This is a genomic window from Extibacter sp. GGCC_0201, from assembly GCF_017566055.1.
Lineage (GTDB): Bacteria > Bacillota > Clostridia > Lachnospirales > Lachnospiraceae > Extibacter.
On record NZ_JABFCH010000004.1, the window covers coordinates 1 to 23,972 of the forward strand.

At 46.0% G+C, this 23,972-nt stretch carries 22 protein-coding genes and 2 pseudogenes; 19 read left to right on the forward strand and 5 right to left on the reverse strand.

What is annotated here, in order from left to right; genetic code table 11:
- The 10 genes from HJV72_RS03515 to HJV72_RS03560 form a co-directional block, all read left to right on the forward strand.
- A partial coding sequence (locus HJV72_RS03515) for an InlB B-repeat-containing protein (RefSeq protein WP_208068702.1) occupies positions 1-1,415 on the forward strand: 1,415 nt, incomplete at its 5' end.
- Positions 1,416-1,439: 24 nt separating this feature from the next.
- Positions 1,440-1,631: a hypothetical protein gene (locus HJV72_RS03520; RefSeq protein ID WP_208068703.1), complete on the forward strand. Its 192-nt coding sequence runs from the start codon at positions 1,440-1,442 to the stop codon at positions 1,629-1,631.
- A 132-nt stretch (positions 1,632-1,763) separates the two neighbouring features.
- Complete coding sequence (gene lepB, locus HJV72_RS03525; RefSeq protein ID WP_208068704.1) at positions 1,764-2,330, forward strand: signal peptidase I; 567 nt, start codon at positions 1,764-1,766, stop codon at positions 2,328-2,330.
- A gap of 18 nt (positions 2,331-2,348) precedes the next feature.
- On the forward strand, positions 2,349-3,710 hold the full coding sequence (locus HJV72_RS03530) for a D-alanyl-D-alanine carboxypeptidase family protein (RefSeq protein WP_208068706.1): 1,362 nt from the start codon (positions 2,349-2,351) through the stop codon (positions 3,708-3,710).
- 474 nt (positions 3,711-4,184) lie between these two features.
- Positions 4,185-7,334, forward strand: a complete 3,150-nt coding sequence (ileS, locus tag HJV72_RS03535) for an isoleucine--tRNA ligase (RefSeq protein ID WP_208068707.1) — start codon at positions 4,185-4,187, stop codon at positions 7,332-7,334.
- 10 nt (positions 7,335-7,344) lie between these two features.
- Complete coding sequence (locus tag HJV72_RS03540) at positions 7,345-9,807, forward strand: glycogen/starch/alpha-glucan phosphorylase (protein WP_208068708.1); 2,463 nt, start codon at positions 7,345-7,347, stop codon at positions 9,805-9,807.
- A gap of 2 nt (positions 9,808-9,809) precedes the next feature.
- Entirely contained in the window at positions 9,810-10,406 is a 597-nt protein-coding gene (locus tag HJV72_RS03545; protein ID WP_243765502.1) for a hypothetical protein, read from the forward strand.
- A gap of 41 nt (positions 10,407-10,447) precedes the next feature.
- Positions 10,448-11,338: a SpoIID/LytB domain-containing protein gene (locus tag HJV72_RS03550; protein ID WP_208068709.1), complete on the forward strand. Its 891-nt coding sequence runs from the start codon at positions 10,448-10,450 to the stop codon at positions 11,336-11,338.
- Positions 11,339-11,384: 46 nt separating this feature from the next.
- The gene (locus HJV72_RS03555; protein ID WP_208068710.1) at positions 11,385-12,143 is read left to right on the forward strand and encodes a M23 family metallopeptidase; all 759 of its coding nucleotides are present in this window, start codon (positions 11,385-11,387) and stop codon (positions 12,141-12,143) included.
- Positions 12,144-12,294: 151 nt separating this feature from the next.
- Entirely contained in the window at positions 12,295-12,585 is a 291-nt protein-coding gene (locus HJV72_RS03560; RefSeq protein WP_208068714.1) for a GIY-YIG nuclease family protein, read from the forward strand.
- Between the two features lie 36 nt (positions 12,586-12,621).
- Here HJV72_RS03560 and trhA read toward each other — a convergent pair whose 3' ends face one another.
- Positions 12,622-13,284, reverse strand: a complete 663-nt coding sequence (trhA, locus tag HJV72_RS03565; RefSeq protein WP_208068722.1) for a PAQR family membrane homeostasis protein TrhA — start codon at positions 13,282-13,284, stop codon at positions 12,622-12,624.
- A 153-nt stretch (positions 13,285-13,437) separates the two neighbouring features.
- On the opposite strand from trhA, the pseudogene HJV72_RS20290 reads away from it, so the two are divergent.
- Positions 13,438-13,589, forward strand: a pseudogene (locus tag HJV72_RS20290) (ECF transporter S component); the annotation flags it as partial.
- 139 nt (positions 13,590-13,728) lie between these two features.
- On the opposite strand, the gene rbr reads toward HJV72_RS20290, so the two are convergent.
- From rbr to HJV72_RS03580, 3 genes are all read right to left on the reverse strand, one after another.
- Entirely contained in the window at positions 13,729-14,265 is a 537-nt protein-coding gene (rbr, locus tag HJV72_RS03570; RefSeq protein WP_208068724.1) for a rubrerythrin, read from the reverse strand.
- A gap of 99 nt (positions 14,266-14,364) precedes the next feature.
- Positions 14,365-14,907, reverse strand: a complete 543-nt coding sequence (locus tag HJV72_RS03575; protein ID WP_208068726.1) for an NADH peroxidase — start codon at positions 14,905-14,907, stop codon at positions 14,365-14,367.
- A gap of 108 nt (positions 14,908-15,015) precedes the next feature.
- Positions 15,016-15,414, reverse strand: coding sequence for a Fur family transcriptional regulator (locus HJV72_RS03580; protein WP_208068728.1), 399 nt, complete (start codon positions 15,412-15,414; stop codon positions 15,016-15,018).
- A 274-nt stretch (positions 15,415-15,688) separates the two neighbouring features.
- Here HJV72_RS03580 and HJV72_RS03585 point away from each other — a divergent pair, with 274 nt between their 5' ends.
- Positions 15,689-16,591, forward strand: coding sequence for a C40 family peptidase (locus HJV72_RS03585; RefSeq protein ID WP_208068730.1), 903 nt, complete (start codon positions 15,689-15,691; stop codon positions 16,589-16,591).
- A 460-nt stretch (positions 16,592-17,051) separates the two neighbouring features.
- Positions 17,052-17,255, forward strand: a complete 204-nt coding sequence (locus HJV72_RS03590) for a DUF1858 domain-containing protein (RefSeq protein WP_006443542.1) — start codon at positions 17,052-17,054, stop codon at positions 17,253-17,255.
- Positions 17,256-17,376: 121 nt separating this feature from the next.
- On the opposite strand, the gene HJV72_RS03595 is transcribed toward HJV72_RS03590, so the two are convergent.
- Entirely contained in the window at positions 17,377-18,105 is a 729-nt protein-coding gene (locus HJV72_RS03595) for an adaptor protein MecA (RefSeq protein ID WP_049728433.1), read from the reverse strand.
- A 470-nt stretch (positions 18,106-18,575) separates the two neighbouring features.
- On the opposite strand from HJV72_RS03595, the gene HJV72_RS03600 reads away from it, so the two are divergent.
- From HJV72_RS03600 to HJV72_RS03625, 6 genes and pseudogenes are all read left to right on the forward strand, one after another.
- Positions 18,576-18,839 carry a hypothetical protein gene (locus tag HJV72_RS03600; RefSeq protein WP_208068732.1) on the forward strand — a complete coding sequence of 88 codons (264 nt, stop codon included), beginning with the start codon at positions 18,576-18,578 and terminating at the stop codon, positions 18,837-18,839.
- Positions 18,840-18,893: 54 nt separating this feature from the next.
- Complete coding sequence (locus tag HJV72_RS03605) at positions 18,894-20,873, forward strand: glycosyl hydrolase family 18 protein (protein ID WP_243765503.1); 1,980 nt, start codon at positions 18,894-18,896, stop codon at positions 20,871-20,873.
- Positions 20,874-20,980: 107 nt separating this feature from the next.
- Positions 20,981-21,661, forward strand: a complete 681-nt coding sequence (locus HJV72_RS03610) for an N-acetylmuramoyl-L-alanine amidase family protein (protein ID WP_208068734.1) — start codon at positions 20,981-20,983, stop codon at positions 21,659-21,661.
- A gap of 20 nt (positions 21,662-21,681) precedes the next feature.
- A pseudogene (locus HJV72_RS03615) lies at positions 21,682-22,731 on the forward strand (L-threonylcarbamoyladenylate synthase); the annotation flags it as partial.
- A gap of 23 nt (positions 22,732-22,754) precedes the next feature.
- A complete protein-coding gene (upp, locus tag HJV72_RS03620; RefSeq protein WP_208068738.1) occupies positions 22,755-23,384 on the forward strand; it encodes a uracil phosphoribosyltransferase in 630 nt (209 codons plus the stop codon).
- A gap of 30 nt (positions 23,385-23,414) precedes the next feature.
- Entirely contained in the window at positions 23,415-23,903 is a 489-nt protein-coding gene (locus HJV72_RS03625; RefSeq protein ID WP_208068740.1) for a deoxycytidylate deaminase, read from the forward strand.
- The last annotated feature ends 69 nt before the right edge of the window (positions 23,904-23,972 follow it).

Here is a 23,972-nt window from a genome sequence, read left to right on the forward strand (position 1 = left end):
ATACGCTGGCGACGGCGAACCCGACGACGTTCACAGGGTTCACATATGACAAGGACTCTAAGGATAACGTGACGGAAGGGACGATAACAGGAGACGGCAAGCTCGTACTGAAGCTTTACTACACGAGGGATGAGCATACGGTAGAGTACCTCGTGGACGGAAAACGGCATGGAGCGTTAGACACCTACAAGTACGGCCAGGACATAGACCCGCTGAGGGATAGGCCGACGAAGGAAGGCTATACGTTCGAGGGCTGGAACGGCACGCTGCCGGATAAGATGGGAACCGGGGACATCACAATCACCGGAACATTCACCATCAACAGCTACAACGTGACGTACAAGGTGGACGGCGTACAGCATGGAGCAGTAGAAAGCCATCCGTTCAACAGTAAAGTGACCTTGAGAGATCAGCCTGCAAAAGAAGGCTACACATTCAGCGGCTGGCAGCATCCGGATAACTTTATGATGCCGGCAGAGGATGTGGTAATCAATGGAAGCTTCCGCATCAACAGTTATAGATATACCGTGAACTACTTCTATGACAATAACCTGGCGGAAGATGAAACTGTCAATGAAAATGCACAGTTTGAAGCGACAGTAAAAGCGGATACGCCTGACACGAAGGAGAAGGACGGCAAGAATTATATGCTGGTGGATACAGGTAAGGCATATGAGACAGTTATCAGTACGAACGAAGATATGAATGTAATCAATGTATTCTATGTACTCGATAACAACGGGCCGGACGGAACGCCGGACGGAATACCGGATGCCGAAGAATATGGTATTACCTATAACGCAAATGCGCAGAACGCCACAGGCGAGACGACAGATGATGCTATTTATCCGGTCAATTACCAGGTTACGCTTAAAGAAAACGGATTTAGAAACGATGGTTATGTATTTGACGGCTGGAGCAATGATGCAGATAGCCAGAACGTATATGAACCAGGTAACTGGATTAAAATGGCCGAGGGCGGACTTGTAATGTATGCCCAGTGGAGCGAGGTACCAGTTACACCGGGAGGTACGACACCTGACGGAACGAATCCGGGAGGTACGACACCTGGCGGAGACGGAACAACTACTCCAGCCAATGCCGGACCGATTACACCTGCTACAGTAATTCAGACTATCGTAGAGCCGGTTGCCGCATTAGCCCAAGACTTGGGTGATGCCATAGGGGCGAACGTTCAACAGCTTGTCCAGTCCGATGATGAAGGAGTGCCGTTGGCGAACCGGGCATCCAAGGACCACAAGTGCTGTATACTTCACTTCTTACTGCTGCTGCTGGCGCTGCTGGTTGAACTTGGATATACAAGAAGCATGAAGAAGCGCCAGGAGAGGATTTTTGAATTACGAGAAGAGATTGCCATGGCAGATAAAGAATTTGATAAAGACGAAGCAGCTTAGCAGCAGGATAAGGAGGAAGAGAATATGCTGAAATATATGTTTTCACACAGTGTATTGGGATTATGTGCATGGGATCTGCCGGCACTCATCGTACTCATTGTGATGATTGTGGTCTTTGCAGTACACAGACATAAGCAAAAGAAGAGAGAAAAAGACTTTGAAGACCAGCTGGCTGATAAGCTGGCGCAGGAAACTGTAGATACGATGCAGTCATAATATTTTAAGAAGAGCCTCCCGGTTCATGGATCCGGGGGGCTTTTCCTATATAAAAATCCTTTGTTCTTGTTAATTTTCCATATATCATTTATAATGTTAACTAGATAAAATTATCAAAGAAGGTTATGCTATATGGATGCAGATGAAATAAAGCAAGTGAAGCAGAAGGTGCTGGAGGATGTGGATCCGCCTACCAAGAAGAAAAAGAAGCATATGCGCAGGATGAGCTGGCTCCGCACCATACTTGAATTTGCCGCTATCATTGTAGTCATATGCGGCCTGTTCCAGATCGTAATGGGGATATCCTATGTGGAGGGACAGTCCATGTATCCGACGCTGCATGATAAAGATATGGTCGTATACAAACGCAGGCAGAAGACATATGTACCCGGAGATATCATAGCAATCGAAAGGCCTAATGATGAGGAGTTTGTGAAACGTGTCGTGGCAGTGGCAGGCGACACGGTCAATATCGAAGGCGGCAGGCTGTATGTGAACGGAAAAGAGCTGGAAGAACCGTGGGCTCTGGGTGAGACGAAGGCTGTGAAAAGCGGTATCGTATTTCCAATTACTGTCACAGATGGGGAAGTATTTGTACTGGGGGATAACAGAGAGAATTCTGAAGATTCCCGGATGTTTGGTCCTGTCAAGATTTCAGATACGAAAGGCAGGCTTGTCTGGTATATCGGAAAATTGTAAAACTGGGAGGACAGACATATGAAGCGCAGCAGGTGGACCCTGATTATCTTACTGTCGCTTGCGATAGCATTTACCAGCGTATTTGACATCGTGTATGCAGTGGAGCCGGAGGAAGAAAATGCATCCGAGGAAGAGACTCCGGAGCAGAAAGCGGAGCGGGAAGCCTACGAGATGCCCGTACAGACGAATGAAGTGAAGAAGTGGCCCAAAGGCCCGTCCACATACGGGGAAGCGGGTATAGTCATGGATGTGGGCACAGGTGCCATATTATACGCCAAGAATATTGACGAGCATGAATATCCCGCAAGTATAACAAAGGTGCTCACGGCTCTCGTGGCACTGGAGAACGGGCAGCTCACGGACGAGGTGACATTTACCCATGAAAGCATCGCATTTCTTCAGCCGGGTGATTCGTCTATCGGAATGAAAGAAGGGGATGTTGTCAGTCTGGATGAGGCGCTGCACGCCACATTGCTTGCATCTGCCAATGAAGCGGCATACGCGGTAGGAGAGAGTGTGGGCAAGAATGCGGGGCATGATTACAGCTGGTTCCTGGAGCAGATGAATGCCAGATGTAGAGAGCTTGGCGGTGAGAATTCCAACTTTGCCAATACCAACGGCTTGCACGATGAGAACCATTATACATGTGCACGGGACATGGCACTTATCGGAAGAGAGCTGTTCAAGCACCCGGAGTTCTTTGACATCGTCCAGACACTCAACTATACGATACCGGCAACAGACACGTGTGAAGAACACATTTTCCAGCAGAAGCACAAGATGCTCATGCCGGACAATTCTAACTATTATGAGTATGCAATCGGAGGAAAGACTGGTTATACTTCTGACGCATTGTCTACCCTGATTACCATGGCAGAGAAGGACGGCACCCAACTCGTCTGTGTGGTGCTCAGGACACATGGGTCTAATATCTATTCCGACACGAAGAATCTGCTTGACTATGGATTTAACAGTTTCAAAAAAGAAAAAGTGGCGGGAGCTGAGAAGTCCAAAGATGTGGAGGAGATTATAGAGGGTGATGAGGGAGGTTATGTCATGCTCCCTGACGGGATAGATTTCAAAGATCTGGATATGAAGCTTAAGGCAGATGAGAATGTTCGGGGTGAGGCGGTCCTTACCTATTCATACAAGGGATACGCGCTCGGGTCTGCAAGGGCTAAGCTCAGCAAGTCTTATATAAAGGAACATTCGGCGAAGATAAAAGCAGCTGGCACCAACGATAAGAAGGAAAAGAGCAGCAAGAAAAAATCGGTATTTGCGACGGTTGTTATGGTGGCGGGCGTATTGATATTAGTATTTTATGTCAGCAGGATTATCAAGAAGCAGAGAAGGCGCAGGCGGAGAAGGCGCCGAAGATAGTTATAGGATGACAAAGAGCCGGATGGGAGTGGTAGCCGGCATTTAACGGTAGAATAAAAGAAAACCCTTGACTATCAAGGGTTTTCTTACTATAATAAAGCAGAGTATAAAAAACGTTGACGAAGACAGTAAGGTATTTCCAAACGCGATAGAGAGCCGGGGACGGTGGAAGCCCGGCGCAAGTAAGTTATATCTGAATATCACTTCCGAGTTGCGGATGTCGAAAGGTGACAGAGCCCAGTAGATGCCGACGGATTTCCCCCGTTACAGGGAAGGCATATGGCAGTATGTTTAGGTGGTTTATAAACGAAGCTTTAGCTTTCGTCCTATTCAGGGCGGAAGTTTTTTTTAACCCAAATTTAAATTATGAAAAGGGACACCCTGAATTTAATTGGGGACGGGGTATTTCTAGAAATACCCCGTCCCCAACCGGGAATTGCCGTGTCCCTGATGGATGTTTAAGGAGGAAGAGAAATGTATAAAAAGGTTTCAACGGATTTGAACTTTGTTGAAAGAGAGAAAGCGACGGAGAAGTTCTGGAAAGAGAACGATATCTTTGAGAAGAGTATGAAGGAGAAGGACGGTAATGACATCTACATGTTCTATGATGGACCGCCCACCGCGAATGGCAAGCCTCACATCGGCCATGTGCTTACTCGTGTCATCAAGGATATGATTCCGAGATACCGTACGATGAAGGGGTATGAAGTTCCGAGGAAGGCTGGATGGGACACCCATGGCTTACCGGTGGAGCTGGAGGTGGAGAAGCTTCTCGGACTGGACGGTAAGGAGCAGATTGAGGAATATGGTCTGGAACCGTTTATTGATAAATGCAAAGAAAGCGTATGGAAATACAAAGGGATGTGGGAGGATTTCTCCAGTACGGTTGGCTTCTGGGCTGATATGGATCATCCATATGTGACCTATCACAATGACTTTATCGAATCAGAGTGGTGGGCTTTGAAGCAAATCTGGGATAAGGGACTTCTGTACAAGGGATTCAAGATTGTGCCTTACTGCCCGCGCTGCGGTACGCCCCTGTCTGCGCAAGAGGTGGCACAGGGATATAAGGATGTGAAGGAACGCTCTGCGATTGTGCGTTTTAAAGTGAAGGGCGAGGATGCGTATATCCTTGCATGGACGACAACGCCATGGACCTTGCCATCCAATATCGGACTCTGTGTGAACCCTGCAGAGGATTATGTGAAGGTTAAGGCTGCTGACGGCTATGTATATTATCTGGCTGAGGCGCTGCTGGATAAAGTGCTTGGCAAGCTCGCGGAAGAAGGTCAATCAGCATATGAGGTCCTGGAAAATTATAAAGGACAGGATTTGGAATATAAAGAATATGAACCGCTCTTTTCCTGTGCGGCAGAATGCGCACAGAAACAAAATAAGAAAGCGTTCTTTGTCACATGCGATTCATACGTAACACTCACAGACGGTACGGGCGTCGTCCATATAGCACCGGCTTTTGGTGAGGATGATGCCAAAGTCGGACGTAAGTACGATATGCCGTTTGTACAGCTTGTGGATGAGAAGGGCAATATGAGCGAGTCAACTCCGTATGCCGGCGTATTTGTGAAGAAAGCAGATCCGCTCGTGCTGAAGGATCTGGAAGAACAGGGTCTTTTATTTGAAGCGCCTAAGTTTGAACACAGCTATCCACACTGCTGGAGATGTGACACGCCGCTCATCTACTACGCACGTGAATCATGGTTCATCAATATGACGGCAGTAAAGGATGACTTGATTGCCAATAACAATACTATCAACTGGATTCCGGAGAGCATCGGCAAAGGCCGCTTCGGCGACTGGCTGGAAAATGTCCAGGACTGGGGCATCAGCCGCAACCGGTATTGGGGAACTCCTTTGAACATCTGGGAGTGTGGCTGTGGACATCAGCATTCTATCGGCAGCATAGAAGAGCTGAAGTCTATGTCAGACAACTGTCAGGACGATATCGAGCTTCACCGCCCGTATATCGATGAAGTGACGGTGAAGTGTCCGAAGTGCGGCAAGGAGATGCATCGTGTACCGGAGGTTGTCGACTGCTGGTTCGACTCAGGTGCGATGCCGTTTGCGCAGCATCATTATCCATTTGAAAATAAAGAACTATTTGAAAAGCAGTTTCCGGCGGATTTTATTTCAGAGGCTGTGGACCAGACGAGAGGATGGTTCTATTCTCTGCTGGCCATATCTACGTTGATATTTAATAAAGCCCCATATAAGAATGTTATCGTGCTTGGACACGTGCAGGACGAAAATGGACAGAAGATGAGCAAGTCAAAAGGGAATGCGGTAGATCCGTTTGACGCTCTTGACAAGTATGGTGCGGACGCAATCCGCTGGTACTTCTATGTGAACAGTGCCCCGTGGCTTCCGAACCGTTTCCACGGCAAAGCAGTGACAGAGGGGCAGCGCAAGTTCATGGGTACATTATGGAACACATATGCGTTCTTTGTGCTGTATGCGAATATTGACGAATTTGACGCGACAAATTATGCGCTCGAATATGACAGATTGTCAGTTATGGACAAATGGCTGCTTTCCAAGATGAACACGCTCGTTAAAGAAGTAGATAATGACCTGAAGAACTACCGGATCCCGGAGGCTGCAAGAGCACTGCAGGATTTCGTAGATGACATGAGCAACTGGTATGTCAGAAGAAGCCGCGAACGATTCTGGGCAAAAGGCATGGAGCAGGATAAGATCAATGCCTATATGACGCTGTATACGGCGCTTGTGACAGTCTGCAAGGCAGCTGCCCCGATGATTCCGTTTATGACAGAAGATATATATCAGAACCTTGTGAGAAGCATCGATAAGGAGGCGCCGGAAAGCATACACTTGTGTAATTTCCCTGCAGCAGACGAAAGCTGTATCGACACAGAGCTCGAGTCCAATATGGAGAAGGTGCTGAAGCTTGTCGTCATGGGACGTGCATGCCGTAATACTGCGAATATTAAGAACCGCCAGCCTATCGGGCAGATGTATGTAAAGGCAGATTTCGAGCTTCCTATGTTCTACCAGGATATCGTTACAGATGAGTTAAATGTAAAAACCATGACATTTACACAAGAGGTTCGTGACTTTACTTCCTATAGTTTTAAGCCTCAGCTAAAGACAGTAGGGCCAAAATATGGTAAAATGTTAGGAGGCATAAAATCAGCACTGGATACTCTGGACGGCAATGCTGCCATGGATGAGCTGAATGCAACAGGAGCATTGAAGCTGGATGTAAATGGCCAGGAGATTACGTTGTTCCGCGAAGACTTGCTGATAGAAGCCGCACAGATGGAAGGCTATGTGTCAGAAAATGACAATGGCATTACGGTGGTGCTGGATACGAATCTGTCTGAGGAACTTCTGGAAGAAGGATTTGTCCGTGAGATTATCAGCAAGATTCAGACGATGCGTAAAGAAGCTGATTTTGAAGTAATGGATAAGATAGAAGTGACCTATGAAGGCACGGAAAAGGCAGAAAAGGTATTTGCCGACAATGCGGATGTCATTGCAGAGGAGACACTTGCGCTGAATATGACAAAGACGGCTCCGTCGGGCTTTGTAAAAGACTGGAAGATTAACGGAGAAGAGGTAAAATTAGGTGTTCAGAAGAAGTAAAGGGGAAAATATGTATAATCCGATTTTTGAGAAAGAAAAGTTTAAGAGAGAGGTTACGAATAATGTAAAGACTTTATTCCGTAAGACTGTGGATGAGGCAACCCCTCAGCAGCTGTTCCAGGCAGTATCTTACGCGGTTAAGGAAGTCATCATAGATGACTGGATTGCGACACAGAAGGCATACAATGAGCAGGATCCGAAGATTGTGTATTATATGTCTATGGAATTTCTCATGGGCAGGGCTCTGGGAAATAACCTGATTAACATGACCGCTTATAAGGAAGTTAAAGAAGCGCTGGACGAGATGGGTATTGACCTCAATACGATAGAAGATGAAGAACCGGATGCAGCACTTGGCAACGGAGGTCTTGGCCGTCTTGCAGCGTGTTTCCTGGATTCCCTGGCAACGCTTGGATATGCCGCGTACGGGTGCGGAATCCGCTACCGTTATGGGATGTTCAAACAGAAGATTGAGGACGGCTATCAGATAGAGATGCCGGATAACTGGCTCAAAAACGGCAATCCTTTTGAGCTGAGACGTCCGGAATACGCCAGGGAAGTGCGCTTTGGCGGAAATATCCGTGTGGAATATGACGAGGAAGGAAAGACGCATTTCGTACAGGAGCATTATGAATCTGTCCGTGCGGTTCCTTATGATATGCCGATTGTCGGCTATAACAACCATGTGGTCAATACGCTCCGTATCTGGGATGCAGAGCCGATAGTTGACTTTCAGCTGGATGAATTCGACCGCGGGGACTATCACAAAGCGGTAGAGCAGGAGAATCTTGCTAAGAACATCGTTGAGGTGCTATATCCGAATGACAACCATTACGCAGGCAAAGAGCTGAGGCTGAAGCAGCAGTATTTCTTCATATCTGCAAGCATACAGCAGGCGGTAGCGAAGTATAAGACGACCCATGATGATATTCATAAGCTTCCGGAGAAAGTGACATTCCAGATGAATGATACCCATCCGACCGTCGCGGTGGCGGAACTGATGCGTATCCTTCTTGACGAGGAAGGGCTTGGCTGGAACGAAGCATGGGAGATTACGACACATACCTGCGCATATACGAACCACACGATTATGGCAGAAGCACTGGAGAAATGGCCGATTGACTTGTTCTCAAGGCTGCTTCCCCGTGTCTACCAGATTATTCAGGAAATTGACCGGCGTTTTGTGGAACAGATTCGGCATCAGTATCCGGGAGACGAAGGCAAGGTAAAGAGAATGGCGATTCTTATGGACGGTCAGGTGAAGATGGCCCACCTTGCAATCGTCGCGGGATATTCCGTGAACGGTGTCGCCGCACTTCACACGGAGATACTTAAAAAGCAGGAGCTGCGTGACTTCTACGAGATGATGCCGTCGAAGTTCAACAATAAGACGAACGGTATCACACAAAGGCGTTTCCTCATGCACGGCAATCCGCTGCTTGCGGACTGGGTGACCGACAAGCTCGGCACGAAGGACTGGATAACCGATTTATCACTTATGGACGGCCTTAAGAAATGGGCTGATGACGGGGAAGCTCTTAAGGAATTCATGAGCATCAAGTATAAAAATAAGGAGCGGCTGGCACAATATATTCTGGAGCATAATGGGTTAGAAATCGATCCCCGTTCGATTTTTGATGTACAGGTGAAGCGTCTGCATGAATATAAGCGCCAGCTTCTGAATATCCTGCATGTGATGTATCTGTACAACCAGATTAAGGAGCATCCGGAAAAGAGCTTCTATCCAAGGACATTTATATTTGGGGCCAAGGCATCTGCGGGTTATATACGTGCAAAGCAGATTATCAAGCTCATCAATTCCGTAGCTGAAGTTGTCAATAATGACCGCAGCATCAACGGCAAACTCAAGGTAGTGTTCATAGAAGATTACCGCGTATCCAATGCGGAACTGCTATTTGCAGGGGCGGATGTGAGCGAGCAGATATCTACCGCGTCCAAGGAGGCTTCGGGCACGGGCAACATGAAGTTCATGCTGAACGGTGCGCCGACACTTGGCACGATGGACGGGGCGAACGTCGAGATAGTGCAGGAGGTAGGAATCGAGAATGCATTTATCTTCGGTCTGAGCTCAGATGAAGTTATCAGCTATGAACAGAATGGGGGCTATAATCCAGTCGATATATATAACAGTGACCACGATATCCGCCGTGTGGTGGACCAGCTGGTTGATGGTACATACGGTTACGGCAACCGTGAGATGTACCGTGATTTGTATAATTCGCTTTTGAATACGAAGAGCAGCAGCAGAGCAGATATGTATTTTATCCTGAAGGATTTCAGGGCATATGCAGAAGCTCAGGAGAAGGTTGAGGCAGCATACAGAGACCGTGACAGATGGGCCAGGATGGCGCTTCTGAATACGGCGAGCTGTGGAAAGTTTTCATCTGACCGAACGATTGAAGAGTATGTAAAGGATATATGGCACCTCGATAAACTGACTGTGGAGGTATAATTATGCATGAAAGCAGTGGCCTGGCAATCGTATTATTGATTTATTTGCTGGTTCTGGGAGTTATAGGCATCGCCGCACTGGCATCCTATATATTGCAGGGAATCGGCATGTATACACTTGGTAAAAAGAGGGGGATGAGATACCCTTGGCTCGCATTTATTCCTTATGCGAGAGTCTACTATCAGGGAGAGCTATGCGGACCTTTGGCATTTAAGGAGCGGCAGATGGATAATCCAGGCATATGGCTTCTTGTGATACCGATAGCCTCGGGGGTCATAACCGGAATATTTACCGTGATAGTCTGGGCCGGGGTACTGGCGAATGTCGTTCGCGTGGCTGACTATGCATATAATTCTTACTATACCTTTTATGATATGTTTTCAGGCTTCGGTAGTGGAATTATGCTGCTGGCGGTTCTTGGCCTCAGCCTTTTTACCCTGGCTGCTGCAGCCGTGCAGAAGACGCTTACCGTGCTTGTGAACCGTCAGATATATAAAAGGTACACGGATGGGAACTATGCAGTGACACATGCAGTGCTCGGTATATTTGTTCCTCTTTATACGGCAATTTACTTCTTTATTATCAGAAACAGGGAATAAATCTTCATACCCTTCCATACAGTGTATGGGAGGGTATTTTTATGCGGCAGAGACTGAAACAATGGGGATGTTATCTAATCATCATAATATTATTACCGTATGTAGTGACCGTATTTTTAAATGGGCCAAGCATTACGGCAACCTCCCATGTGGACAGCACGTATGTCAAAGTAAAGACAGCGTCCGGAGAGGAAGTTAAGATGCCGATTGAAGAATACTGTATCGGAATCCTGGCACGGGAGATTCCTGCGTCATATAAAGCAGAGGCATTGAAGGCCCAGGCCGTGCTTGTACGTACGGATGTATACAAAAAGATAAAAGAGGCAGGCAGCGATACGGTGCTGTCTGATGAGTTCTGGACGACAAAACAAATGGAAGATGCATGGGGAGTCAGCAAATATTCCAAATATTATGACAGACTGAAAAAGGCTTGGAATGAAACAGAGGGGCAGGTACTGATGTATGGAGAGAATCTGGCAGTAACTCCATTCTTCCGTATCAGCAACGGGAGTACACGTGACGGAAAAGAGGCTCTGGGAAGCGATGATTATCCTTATCTGAAAATCGTAGACTGTCCGCTTGACATCGAAGCCGAGGAACAGATACAGACTGTGACGATAGATGATATGGATGCTGAAGTGACTGCCTTTGACACGGCCGGTTATGTCACAAGTGTCCGTGTTGGGCAGGAGAACATAAGCGGAGAAGAATTCAGAACTACATACGGGCTTGCATCCGGCTGCTTTACATTGCAGAAATATAACGGGAAGCTAAGAATAACGACTAGAGGAGTAGGGCACGGACTTGGCATGAGCCAGTATACTGCCAATGAGATGGCAAAAAAGGGAAAAGATTTTAAGGAAATACTGCAAAAATTTTTTGAAGGAACAGAAATTAAAGAAGTAGCAGAAATATTAATAGACACGGAATAAGTATATCACTATCTGGCAAAAATATAGTCAGAGGTGGTGATAAAAAATGAATAAGAGGCAAAGGCCAGCAAAGAAAAGAAAAGGTGCTACCGCCGCAGTAGTAGTATGCTTTGTGGCAGCGATCGCAATAGTTGGAACATATACATTCAGGGATTATAGGAAAACCCAGGAGGAACAACAGCTCGCACAGGCGGAAGAGACCGATGACACAAAAGAGGAAAAGACGGAAGAACCAACCGAGACAGCCAATAATGATCTTGTCATCAATACAACAGAGAATGATGATAAGCAAGATGTAAATGACAACTCGGACGATACGGCAGACGGAGCGGCCGCAAATGAAAATCAGAATACCCAGACGACGGCTGGATCAGGAACATCTGTACATTTTACAGAAGACAGCCAGCTGCTGTGGCCGGTAGACGGCAACATCCTGATGAACTACAGCATGGATAAGACAGTTTATTTCTCGACACTTGACCAGTATAAGTACAATCCGGCCCTGGTTATATCAGGCGCAGAAGGCGACCAGGTCATCTCAGCAGCACCGGGAATCATCAAATCCATCGATGTGAGCGCGGAGACAGGAACAACAGTAAACGTAGATATCGGTAACGGATACGAACTTTTTTACGGACAGCTGAAGGAAGTACCGGTTAAAGTAGGAGACTACGTGGAGGCCAAAAGTGTGCTCGGCTATATCAGCCAGCCGACAAAATACTACAGCGTAGAAGGCAGCAACGTATACTTTGAAATGAGAAAAGACGGACAGCCAGTAAACCCAATGGAATACCTTGCAGAATAAAAAGAAAGATGATGGGGACGGAGGAAAATGAAAAAACCTCCGTCCCTAATTCGATTTATGGTGTCCCTTTTTAAAATATCGGTGTCCCCAGTGTTGCCAAGTAAAAGAACAAAGCTTATAATATAAGGCATTAGAAGAAAGGACTGGCTTTATGAATTATACATACATAATAAAGTGTAAGGATGGTACATTGTATACAGGGTGGACTAATGACTTGGAAAAGCGTCTCAACGCCCATAATTGTGGAAAAGGGAGCAAATATACCCGGATGCGGCGGCCTGTGGAACTGGTGTATTATGAAGAATATGTATCAAAAAATGAGGCTATGAGCAGAGAATATGCGATAAAACATATGAAACGGAAAGAAAAGGAAGGGCTGCTAAAAAAAGCTGAAGGGCATAAAGGGACAGGGGAAACTGAAATAGGGACGGAGGAAATCTAGATTTCCTCCGTCCCTATTTCAGTTTTCCCTGTCCCTTTATAGTATAAATACATACATAAGTATAAAGTGGCATACGCTTCCACCCATTACGAACAGGTGGAATATTTCATGGCTTCCAAAATATTTGTGCTTTGTATTGAATATAGGCAGTTTAAGTGCATAGATGACTCCCCCAATAGTATAGATGATTCCACCTGCCAAAAGCCAGCCGAATGCTGCGGGGGACAGTGAATTCAGTATCTGGGTAAATGCAAGTACGCAAGTCCATCCCATTCCGATGTATAATACAGATGATATCCACTTTGGGCAATATACCCAGAATGCCTTTATAAGTATGCCAACAATAGCTATCCCCCACACGACAGAAAGGAGTATGACGCCGAGCTTTCCTTTCAATACTAACAGACATATCGGGGTATAGCTGCCAGCTATCAATATACTAATCATCATGTGATCTATCTTTTTTAGAATAGTATTAACTCTTTCGGATTTATTAAATGTATGATAAATGGTACTTGCTGCATATAGTAATATCAGGCTGATTGCATATACTGTAATTGATATGATGTATATTCTGCTCGGCTCATTGGCGGCCTTTATCAACAAAGGTACAGCTGCAAAGATTGCCATCAGCATACCTATAAAATGTGTTATTGCGCTCCCCGGATCTTTAATGTGTGATTTGATTACTTCTGCCATATTACTGCCTCCTGAAATATTGATAAATCAATATGTAGTTTTAAAAACTACATATCTTATATGAGTATATTATACCCATTATAATAAAAAAGCAACCCTGAATTAAAAAAATAACAGGCACGGAAACAACAAGAGCATTAAAAATTGGCACAGATGGATATTTTGACAGCATTATGTTGTGCTGCTTACATATACCTGCAGATTAAGATACCAATACCGGTGATGATGCAACTTCAATACACATTGGTAATGCGTTTTGCATTCTTGACGCACTGCTTCTAGGAGGATGGCATGGAGGGGAGGCTATTAAATGTGGTCAGGCCAATAATGCTCCGGAGCGGGATGAAAGTTAAAAGAGAAAAGAATGTGTGACATATTAAACTAAAAAGAGACTGGGGACGGAGGTTTTTTCATTTTCCTCCGTCCCCAATTTATCCAATATTATTAATAGTTCTCAACTTTACGTTCAAAATGTGCTCTTGGATGTGCACAGACCGGACATTCTTCCGGAGCTTCGTCTCCGTAGTAGATGTATCCACAGTTGTTGCACTTCCAGCCAAGCGGAGCATCTCCCTTGAATGTCTTGCCAGCTTTGAAACTTTCAAGCAGCTTGCCATAGCGTTTCTCATGGGCAGCCTCCACTTCGGCTACGCCTTCGAATCTCTCTGCAAGATCTTCGAACCCTTCTTCTCTTGCCTCCTCAGCCATGCGTTTGTACATGTCTGTCCACTCATAATTCTCGCCTGCAACAGCGTCTTCTAGGTTTGCTTCCACATCGCCGATTCCGTGGAATTCTTTAAACCATAATTTGGCGTGCTCCTTTTCCTGGTCAGCGGTCTCCAGGAAAATGTTGGACATCTGTACAAAACCTGCTTTTCTCGCAGCGGAAGCATAGTATGTGTATTTGTTGCGCGCCTGTGATTCACCGGCAAAGGCTTCCATAAGGTTCTTTTCAGTTTTTGTTCCTGCATACTTTGACATATCAAAATCCTCCTTTGAAATTGAGGACGGTGAAATCTCAGATTTCCACCGTCCTGCTTAGTATTCTACAGCATCATCTGCCGTTGTCTCTATTATATCCTATCCAAAGTATCTCTTCAATAAGCCTTCAAATGCTTTTCCGTGACGGGCTTCATCTCTTGCCATTTCATGAACTGTGTCATGAATTGCGTCCAGGTTAGCAGCTTTGGCACGTTTTGCAAGGTCAAACTTACCTGCAGTTGCACCGTTCTCAGCATCTACTCTCATTTCGAGGTTCTTCTTTGTGCTGTCTGTAACAACTTCGCCTAACAGCTCTGCAAACTTAGATGCATGCTCAGCCTCTTCATAAGCAGCTTTTTCCCAATATAAGCCAATCTCCGGATAGCCTTCTCTATGCGCAACTCTTGCCATTGCAAGATACATGCCTACTTCTGAACATTCACCCTCAAAGTTAGCTCTTAAGTCAGCAAGGATATCTTCGCTTACGCCTTTAGCCACGCCTACAACGTGCTCAGCAGCCCATTCTCTGTTACCTGTCTGCTCTTTGAACTTCTCAGCCGGTGCATGACAGACTGGACATTCAGCCGGTGCAGCCTCTCCCTCGTGAACATAACCACATACTGTACAAACAAATTTTTTCATGATAAATCTCTCCTTTTCTTTTATGTTATTTTTTATTTTTAATATTAGTAATAGTTACTGATATTAATTTAGCATATATTTTATCTTTTGTCAATCCCAATTTAAAATTTATTTTTCTTTTTCCAGGCAATCCTTACAGGTACCATAGAAAAGGGTGGTGTGAGATGTTATCTTCCCATCAAAGATGGAATCTGCCGCATTATTTATAGAAGCAATTTCTTCAGACGACATCTCAAGATCTTCTACTTTACCGCATGAACCACATACTACATGGTAATGAGGCTCCGTCCGCCCGTCAAAACGGTCGCCGCCGTCAGGGGTCGTGATTTTGACCGCGTCGCCTATATCAGCAAGTAGATTGAGATTACGGTAAACGGTGCCAAGGCTTATATTAGGAAATTCTTCTTTGACGTGCATATATACGGTATCGGCTGTAGGATGTTCAACAGTACCGGCCAGATACTCCTTGATAGAGGCCCTCTGCCTGCTGTATTTCAAATTTGCCATCTACGCATCCTCCTTTCAATAATAATAACAATTACTATAATTAGTATAAATCAGAGAAATACATTTGTCAACTTAAAAATCTTATATGTAACAATTTGTAACAATTATAATGAATCAATAGCCTGAATATGGTAAAAAAAGGAAGAAATATGACGATAAAAACACAGTAAAATAGCCTTGACATTAATGGACAGCATTGATATAATATCACCGTAACATATGTAACAATTCTGTAACAATTACAAAAGATAAGAAAACATAAAGGAGGGAGTTTATGGATTCTATTCTTAGAAAGGGATTGTTCCTAGTTACCGTTACAGGAGCTTTGGCATCTTTTCCTGTCTCAGCATCGGCTGCAGATACGGATGCTTCAGGAATAATGCCAAGCGTCGGAATTGAAGAGGTACTGAATGATTGCTATACTTCACAGAATGATATAGAAGTAGAAGACTATCTCGTACCTACACGTAAGGGTGAGTATTTAGATATGGCATTTGCCAATGTACAGTCATTTCTTTATATAAGGAGTGAACCAACAAAAGAAAGTGAGTGGGTAGGCAAGTTATATCCTGATTATGCGGCCAAAGTCATAGGTCCGGTGGGCGAGTGGACGAAGATCCAGTCCGGTTCTGTTACAGGCTATGTATACTCTGAGTATATTATAATAGGAAATAACGCAGAGCAGAAGGCACAGGAAATGGTGCAGAGCTCGGAGGCCGAGGCCCCGGAAGAGGCATTTACTTACGCGGAATCAAAAGAGGAAGAGGAGGCAAGGCTTGCCAAAGAAGCAGAAGAAGCGGCAGCTAAGGCAGCAGAAGAAGCCCAGGCGAAAGCCGGGACGGGACAAGCTGTTGTAGATTATGCCTGCCAGTTCATCGGCAACCCGTACGTATGGGGCGGCACAAGCCTGACAAACGGTGCAGACTGTTCCGGGTTTGTACAGTCCGTATATGCCCACTTCGGAGTCAGCCTGCCAAGGACGACTTGGGATATGGAAAATGTCGGAACGCCTGTCAGCTATGACCAGGCCATTCCGGGAGATATCATACTCTATGACGGTCATGTGGGAATCTACATGGGAGACGGACAGATTGTAAATGCAATCAACAGTTCCAGGGGAATCGGCATCCTGCCGGCCACTTACACGAACATTCTTACTGTAAGACGACTAATTTAGATATATACAAAAGCAGAGAAAAAGTCCCGCGGAAGACAGGGGCTTTTTCTTTTGAGGACAAGATTAACCTATAAATTCCGACAAGGGAAATACTGGAAATGTTGGTTTTTGTCGACTGGGTGTACAATTTACACAAAAATGTAAAAATTAGGGAAATATTGTAAAAAGGACTTATCCAAGTTATCCACATCAAAACAAGTGAAAAAGGTGGAAAAAGTGCAGTTTTTCAAAATTTATCCACATTATCCACATAAAAAGATAGTATTTTGGTGGATTACTCAGGGCAAATAAAAGAACAGACGTTTTGTGAAGTTATAATAAAAATTATATTTTGTCGAAAAAAAGTGAAAAAGATGTTGACATTTGAGAAGTCAAATTTTAGGAATTAATTGGCGGAAGATGTTTACACAATGATAAAATACGTATATAATGGAAACACTTAGAGAGAAAAGGAGGCGTCATGATGGCAAAGGTCAGTAAGGATATGACTATTGGAGAAATTCTCAGCATCAACCCGGATGTTGCACCAATACTCATGGAAATCGGAATGCATTGTCTTGGCTGCCCGTCCGCACAGGGAGAGTCTCTGGCTGAGGCGGCTATGGTTCATGGCATAGATGCAGACTTATTAGAAGAGAAGATTAATGCGTTTTTGAATGCTTAATAAGACAGCGCTTATAAAAAATGCCCTGGGACAAGTCCAGGGCATTTTTTTAAGGATACAGGCTTAATAAGACACCGCCCGGCAAGCTGGAAAACCAGCCGCCGGGCGGCAGACTTCGCTATTAGATTACAGCAAGCTTCTGTACTGCATCGGCAGATATCAGAATCTCACAATGTTCTTCCAGAAACGCCAGCGTTGCACCAGAAGCCTTTTCCAAAGAGCCATATTCCGACAGCATATTACATATGCGGTTAAAATCATTCGTCTTATGGTCTGACTGCGTCAGAGCCAGAATGTATACGTCTTCGCCATGGTCTTTGTACAGGGTGTTGGAACCGTTGTACATGCCGCTAAGCAGGCGTGCAGCCTGAATGACACTGTCCATTGTTGCAAATGAGAATAAGCGGAGGCTTGTTTTCTGGACTTCTTTCGTATCTTCGCCGGAGTTCTCCTCCTGTGTGCCAATCTTCTCTTTCACCTTTCCAAGCAGGTCTAAGAGAGTCTCGGCGCCATCCAGTTTGTCAGGGGCCTCATTTTTCTTTGAATCCCAGTCACCACCCGGAGATGGTGAAAACTTTGAAAATCGGGTATCGAGTTCCTCAGGGTCCTCGACTTTAGTAATTATCAGCACAATAGAATCGGAAGAAGCAGGTATAGCCTCAATCATTAAAGGTATATCCTCTGCCTCGAATCCAAATTCAAAGGCTGCCTGTTGCATCATATCATGGAAAAGTGACTTAGCTTTCTCGGTTCCATAGGCAAGCTCACTCAATTGAAGCTGGCGGGCTGCCAGATCGGCACGCGTTAGAGTACAGCGTATCTGATTGTCATTGAGTTTTTCAATCTTCATATTCATCACTTCCTTCTAATTTAGTATAGCATAGAAAACGCGGGATGTTCAATAAAATAAGTATAAAATAAAAAAGTGCTTGCGTTTGCAAAATCAATCATATATAATGACGATACTAGAAGATAGTTTTCCCTGATAGCTACGTTCTTAGAACAAAGGAGGGAGACTTTTTTAAGTATTTTCAAATAATTCTCAATGTAAGCTCTATTTAAGAATCTATCAACAGCAAATCAGATAAGTTACATTGCCGGCTCAGGCAGACATTTCACAAACAACCAGGATACGACAATATCAGACGATTACCAGGAACAATTCAATTTTAACAAAATGCAGAACTATCTTCTATTTTTACACAGCGGGTCCGCATATATGGCCTATGTATCACGAAGCATTTCCTCTGGCCGCGTATTAACAGTATATGCGCATACAGCCGTAGCTATCATCGCAATGTTATCGGAGGATACGAAGAGATGAAAAATGAGATTTACAAATATCTATATCATGAGCTTGCAGATTATGAGAAGGACGGTGTCAGCCTGTCTATGGAGGGCGCCCCCGCCAGCCCGATGCAGATTGTAGAAGCTCATATGATGAGGGAGGATATCTCGTATATGAGAGATTATGTTCTGGATGAAGAAGGGGACATTAAAGAAGTGTGCTTTCATCATGTTGGGCTGCAGGAGGAAACTGCGGCCGTAGATACCCCTCAAAATAATAAGAAAATGTCGAAATAGTTAATGACGAGTGTCGCAATTATTGCTATAATAGGGTCTAGTAGGAGGTGCAGCATGGATGATAGACAAAGAAGAAGCCGCACAGCTTCGGATCGGTCTGGGAGTAAAGAACATCCGGACAGACAACGGACCCACAGGAGCGAGACTGCGAGAGGACAGGACATAAGAGGGCAAGGCTCCAGGCAGCAGGGGGCGCGAAGCCAGTCGGGAAGGAGCCAGGCTTCGAGGAATCCTAACAGAAGACCGGCGAACAGAAGGCCGGCAGCCAGAAGGCCACAGACAAAAAGGCGCAGAAGGAGAAACCTGGGCATACGGATATGCCTTACCGTTATATTAATAATAGCGGCGATAGCAGCAGTATTTTTGTGGAAGAGATACAGCCCTTCCAAAGAAAAGGCTAATTTGGATAAATATTATGGAATAGAACAAGAAGGACAGCTGGCTATTGTAGTCAATAACGAGGTGGTGGAGCCAAAAGGCATGATAGCAGACGGCAAAGCCTATATCCAGTATGAGATTGTCCGTGACTATATCAACAGCAGATTTTACTGGGACCCTAACGAGAATATACTCCTATACACGCTGCCGAAGGATATGGTGTCGGTAGAAGTGGGAAGTAAGGATTATACCGTCTCCAAAGACAAGAACAGCGAAGACTATGTCATATTAAAAACAGAAGGAAGCACGGCTTATATAGCTCTGGACTTTGTCCAGCAGTATACAAACATCGATTATGAAGTGTATGATAATCCGGAACGTGTCGTTATCGTCGGCGACTGGGGCGAACATACGGTGGCTGAAGTCAAGAAGGATACGCAGGTAAGATACCAGGGCGGGGTCAAGAGCCCGATTCTTACAGAGATAAAAAAGGGTGAAGAAGTCACTGTCATAGAAAACGAAGAAAATTGGAAAAAAGTCCGCACGAAGAACGGATTTATCGGTTACATTAAGAACAGCGCGCTCAAAGATGCCGAGAAGAAGAACGTGACGAGAAAGTTTGAAGAACAGGAATTCACGAACATATCCAAGGACTACACGATTAACATGGCATGGCACAACGTGACCAACAGTGACGCCAACAGCGGCGTTCTGCAGAAGATTGCAGAGAGCAAGGGTCTGACGACAATTGCGCCGACATGGTTCCACGTGAAGGATACAGATGGGAATATGGATTCCATAGCTTCGACAGATTACGTCAACTACGCACACCAGGCGAACATAGAAGTCTGGGCGACGATACGGGACTTTGACGGGGGCATCAACTCTTACGACGAGAGTTATGCGCTGCTGAGCTATACGTCCAAGCGTGAGACGCTGATCAACCAGCTGGTGGCAGAGGCGCTTCAGTCCAACATCGATGGAATCAATGTGGATTTTGAAAAGATATCGGAAGAATGCGGAGAACACTATATACAATTTATCCGTGAGCTCTCCGTACGATGCAGGCAGAACGGACTTGTCCTTTCAGTGGACAACTATGTACCGAAGGGCTTCAATATGCAGTATGACCGCAAGGAGCAGGGAATCGTGGCAGATTATGTCGTAATCATGGGTTATGATGAGCATTATGCCGGTTCACCGGAAGCAGGCTCGGTAGCGTCTTATGACTTTGTGAAAGAAGGAATAACGGAGACGCTGAAAGAAGTGCCGGCAGACAAGGTAATCAGCGGCATCCCGTTCTTTACAAGACTCTGGGAGCAGACTCCGAAGACAGAGGAGGAGCTTGCCAGCCAGAAAGGCACAGAAGAAGGCGAGTACGCTATGAAGGTGGAAAGCAAAGCCTATGGAATGACAGAAGCAAAAGAAGTCGTGTCACAGGCCGGTGCGGAGATTACGTGGGATGATACCGCCAAGCAGAACTATGCCAGATGGGAAAGCGGAGGCGTGACTTACGAAATCTGGCTGGAAGATGAAAAATCGCTGGAGATGAAGCTGGAACTTATGAAGCAGAACAAGCTGGCGGGCACTGCCGCATGGGCATTGGGCCTGGAAGATCCGAACGTATGGCAGCTGATACTGAAGTATGTAAATTAAAAATGAAGTGCGGCAGGAGATTTACAGACGATTTTCCTGCCACATAAAAATAAAATACCTCGGTCAGTCATATATTTAACCAATATAGACTGACAGGAGGTATTTTATTGCGCAAAAAAGTGGAGTTTCTTTTTCTCGTGCTGCTGCTCGCAGGACTTATAACGGTCAGCAGAAATATCGGAAAGTATGTATCGGGAGACAAGGTGGAGAAAGGGAAACAGGTGGTAGTGATCGATTCCGGTCACGGAGGAAATGATCCCGGCAAGATAGGGGTGAACGATGCAAATGAAAAAGACATCAACCTGGCGATAGCGAAAAAAGTCGAAAAGAGGCTGAAGAAGAACGGAATCAAGGTCGTCATGACCCGTAAAGATGACACGACACTGGCGAAAGAGGGGGACTCTAACAAGAAAGTCCAGGATATGAAGGCGAGAGTACAGCTGATTAACGAGACGAAGCCGGCCATGGTAGTAAGCATCCACCAGAACAGCTATCAGGATGCGGATATCCGGGGAGCACAGGTATTCTACTACAGCCATTCAAAGGAAGGGGAGAATACGGCGGAACTGATGCAGAAGGCGCTGCTTGCAGTAGATAAAGACAACACGAGGCAGGCGAAGGCCAATGATACATATTATCTGCTAAAGAGGACAGAGGTTCCTACAATCATAGTAGAATGCGGGTTCCTGAGCAATCCCGAGGAGGCTGCAAAGCTCGTAACAGAAGAATATCAGGATAAGCTGGCCGACGCGATCGTACAAGGAATCCAAACTTGTCTGTCACAGTAGAGTGTAGTATAATTATCTTCATGGAGACAAAAATAATAAAAATAGATAAAAAACAGATGAATAAAAGTATGATTCAGGAAGCCGGGGATATTCTAAAAAAAGGCGGGCTTGTAGCATTTCCTACGGAGACGGTCTATGGACTTGGGGCAGATGCGCTCAATGAAGAGGCGGCGGCAAAAATATATGAGGCGAAGGGGCGCCCGTCGGATAACCCTCTCATTGTGCACATAACCAATATGGATGCGCTTGACAAGATTGCCCGCGACGTTCCACCGGCGGCGTTTAAGATTGCTGATAGGCACTGGCCTGGTCCGCTGACGATGATATTTAAGAAGAAAGACATTGTGCCCTATGGGACCACAGGCGGGCTGGAAACAGTGGCAGTACGGATGCCGAGCCATGAGATAGCAAGAAAAGTGATTGATGCAGGCGGCGGCTTTATCGCTGCGCCGAGCGCCAACACCTCCGGGCGGCCGAGCCCGACGACGGCGCAGCACGTTAATGAAGACATGGATGGCAGGATAGAGATGATAGTGGATGGCGGCCCTGTCGAGATAGGAGTGGAGTCTACGATTCTCGATATGACCGTAGAGCCTCCGATGATACTGCGTCCGGGGGCGGTCACAGAAGAAATGCTAACGGAACTGATAGGCACGGTAGCAGTTGATCATACGCTCATAACCGCTGACAGCAATAAGGCTCCAAAAGCGCCGGGAATGAAATACCGGCACTATGCCCCTGCTGCAAAGCTGGCCGTCATAGAAGGCCCGGTTGAGAAAGTGGCGGAGGAAATCAACAGGCTTACGGCTTTGAGACTGGCGGAAGGATACAAGGTCGGCATCATAGGCACAGAAGAGACCGGTTCCGCCTACACGTCAGGTGATGTAAAGATTATAGGAACAAGAGAAGACGAGACCACCATTGCCAGCCGTCTTTACGCGGTTCTGCGGGAATTTGACGATGACGGGGTGGACTATATCTACAGCGAATCATTTGCCACAGGGGGGATTGGAAGTGCAATTATGAACAGGCTTCTGAAGGCCGCCGGGCATCATGTGATAAATATCCAATGACGAATGAGGAGGAAAGCAACATGTCAAATGTACAGGTGATGGACCACCCGCTGATTCAGCACAAGATAAGCTATATACGCAGAGAGGATGTGGGGTCCCGCGACTTCAGGGCCGTTGTCGGAGAGATTGCGGCACTGATGTGCTATGAGGCCACAAGAGACTTGAAACTGAAAGATGTGAAAATCACGACACCGATTTGTGAGATGATAGGAAAAGAGCTGAGCGGCAAGAAGATGGCGGTCGTTCCGATTCTGAGGGCAGGCATCGGCATGGTGGACGGCATACTGAATATGATACCGGCCGCTAAAGTAGGCCACATCGGCCTCTACCGTGACCCGCAGACGTTCGAACCGGTGGAGTATTACTGCAAGCTTCCGGCTGACTGCGACGAGCGGGAAGTGTTTGTGGTGGACCCGATGCTTGCGACAGGAGGCTCCAGCGTAGCAGCCATCCGCATGCTGAAGGACAAGGGCGTGAAGAATATCCGTTTCATGTGCATTATCGCGGCTCCGGAGGGCGTGGAACGCATGACAAGGGAACACCCTGATGTAGACTTATACATCGGTGCGCTGGACGACCATCTGAACGAACAGAAATACATCGTACCTGGACTTGGAGATGCGGGAGACCGTATATTCGGCACAAAATAACGTTTATACGATACGAGGAGGATAAGCCGTATGGGAGACAAAAGAAAAGATTACATCAGCTGGGACGAATATTTCATGGGAGTGGCCATGCTCTCCGGCATGCGCTCCAAGGACCCGAATACTCAGGTCGGATGCTGTATCGTGAGCCAGGATAATAAGATTTTGTCCATGGGATACAATGGGCTGCCCATCGGCTGCTCTGACGATGAATTTCCCTGGGACAGGGAAGGAGAAGATCCGCTTGAGACTAAATATGTCTACACGGTCCACAGTGAGCTGAACGCCATACTCAATTACCGGGGGGGCAGCCTGGAGGGCGCAAAGCTCTATGTATCGCTGTTCCCGTGCAACGAATGTGCAAAGGCAATCATTCAGAGCGGAATCAAAGAAGTCATATATGACTGCAACAAATACGAAGACACCACCGCGGTAAAAGCATCCATGCGCATGTTCGACGCAGCCGGAGTCCGGTATCACCAATACCACAGGACAGAGCGGGAAGTGACAGTAAGATTATAAGACAATATAAGATGGCCCGAAAAGACAGCCCTGTACCAGTAATATTAAAAAAGGTACAGGGCTGTCTTC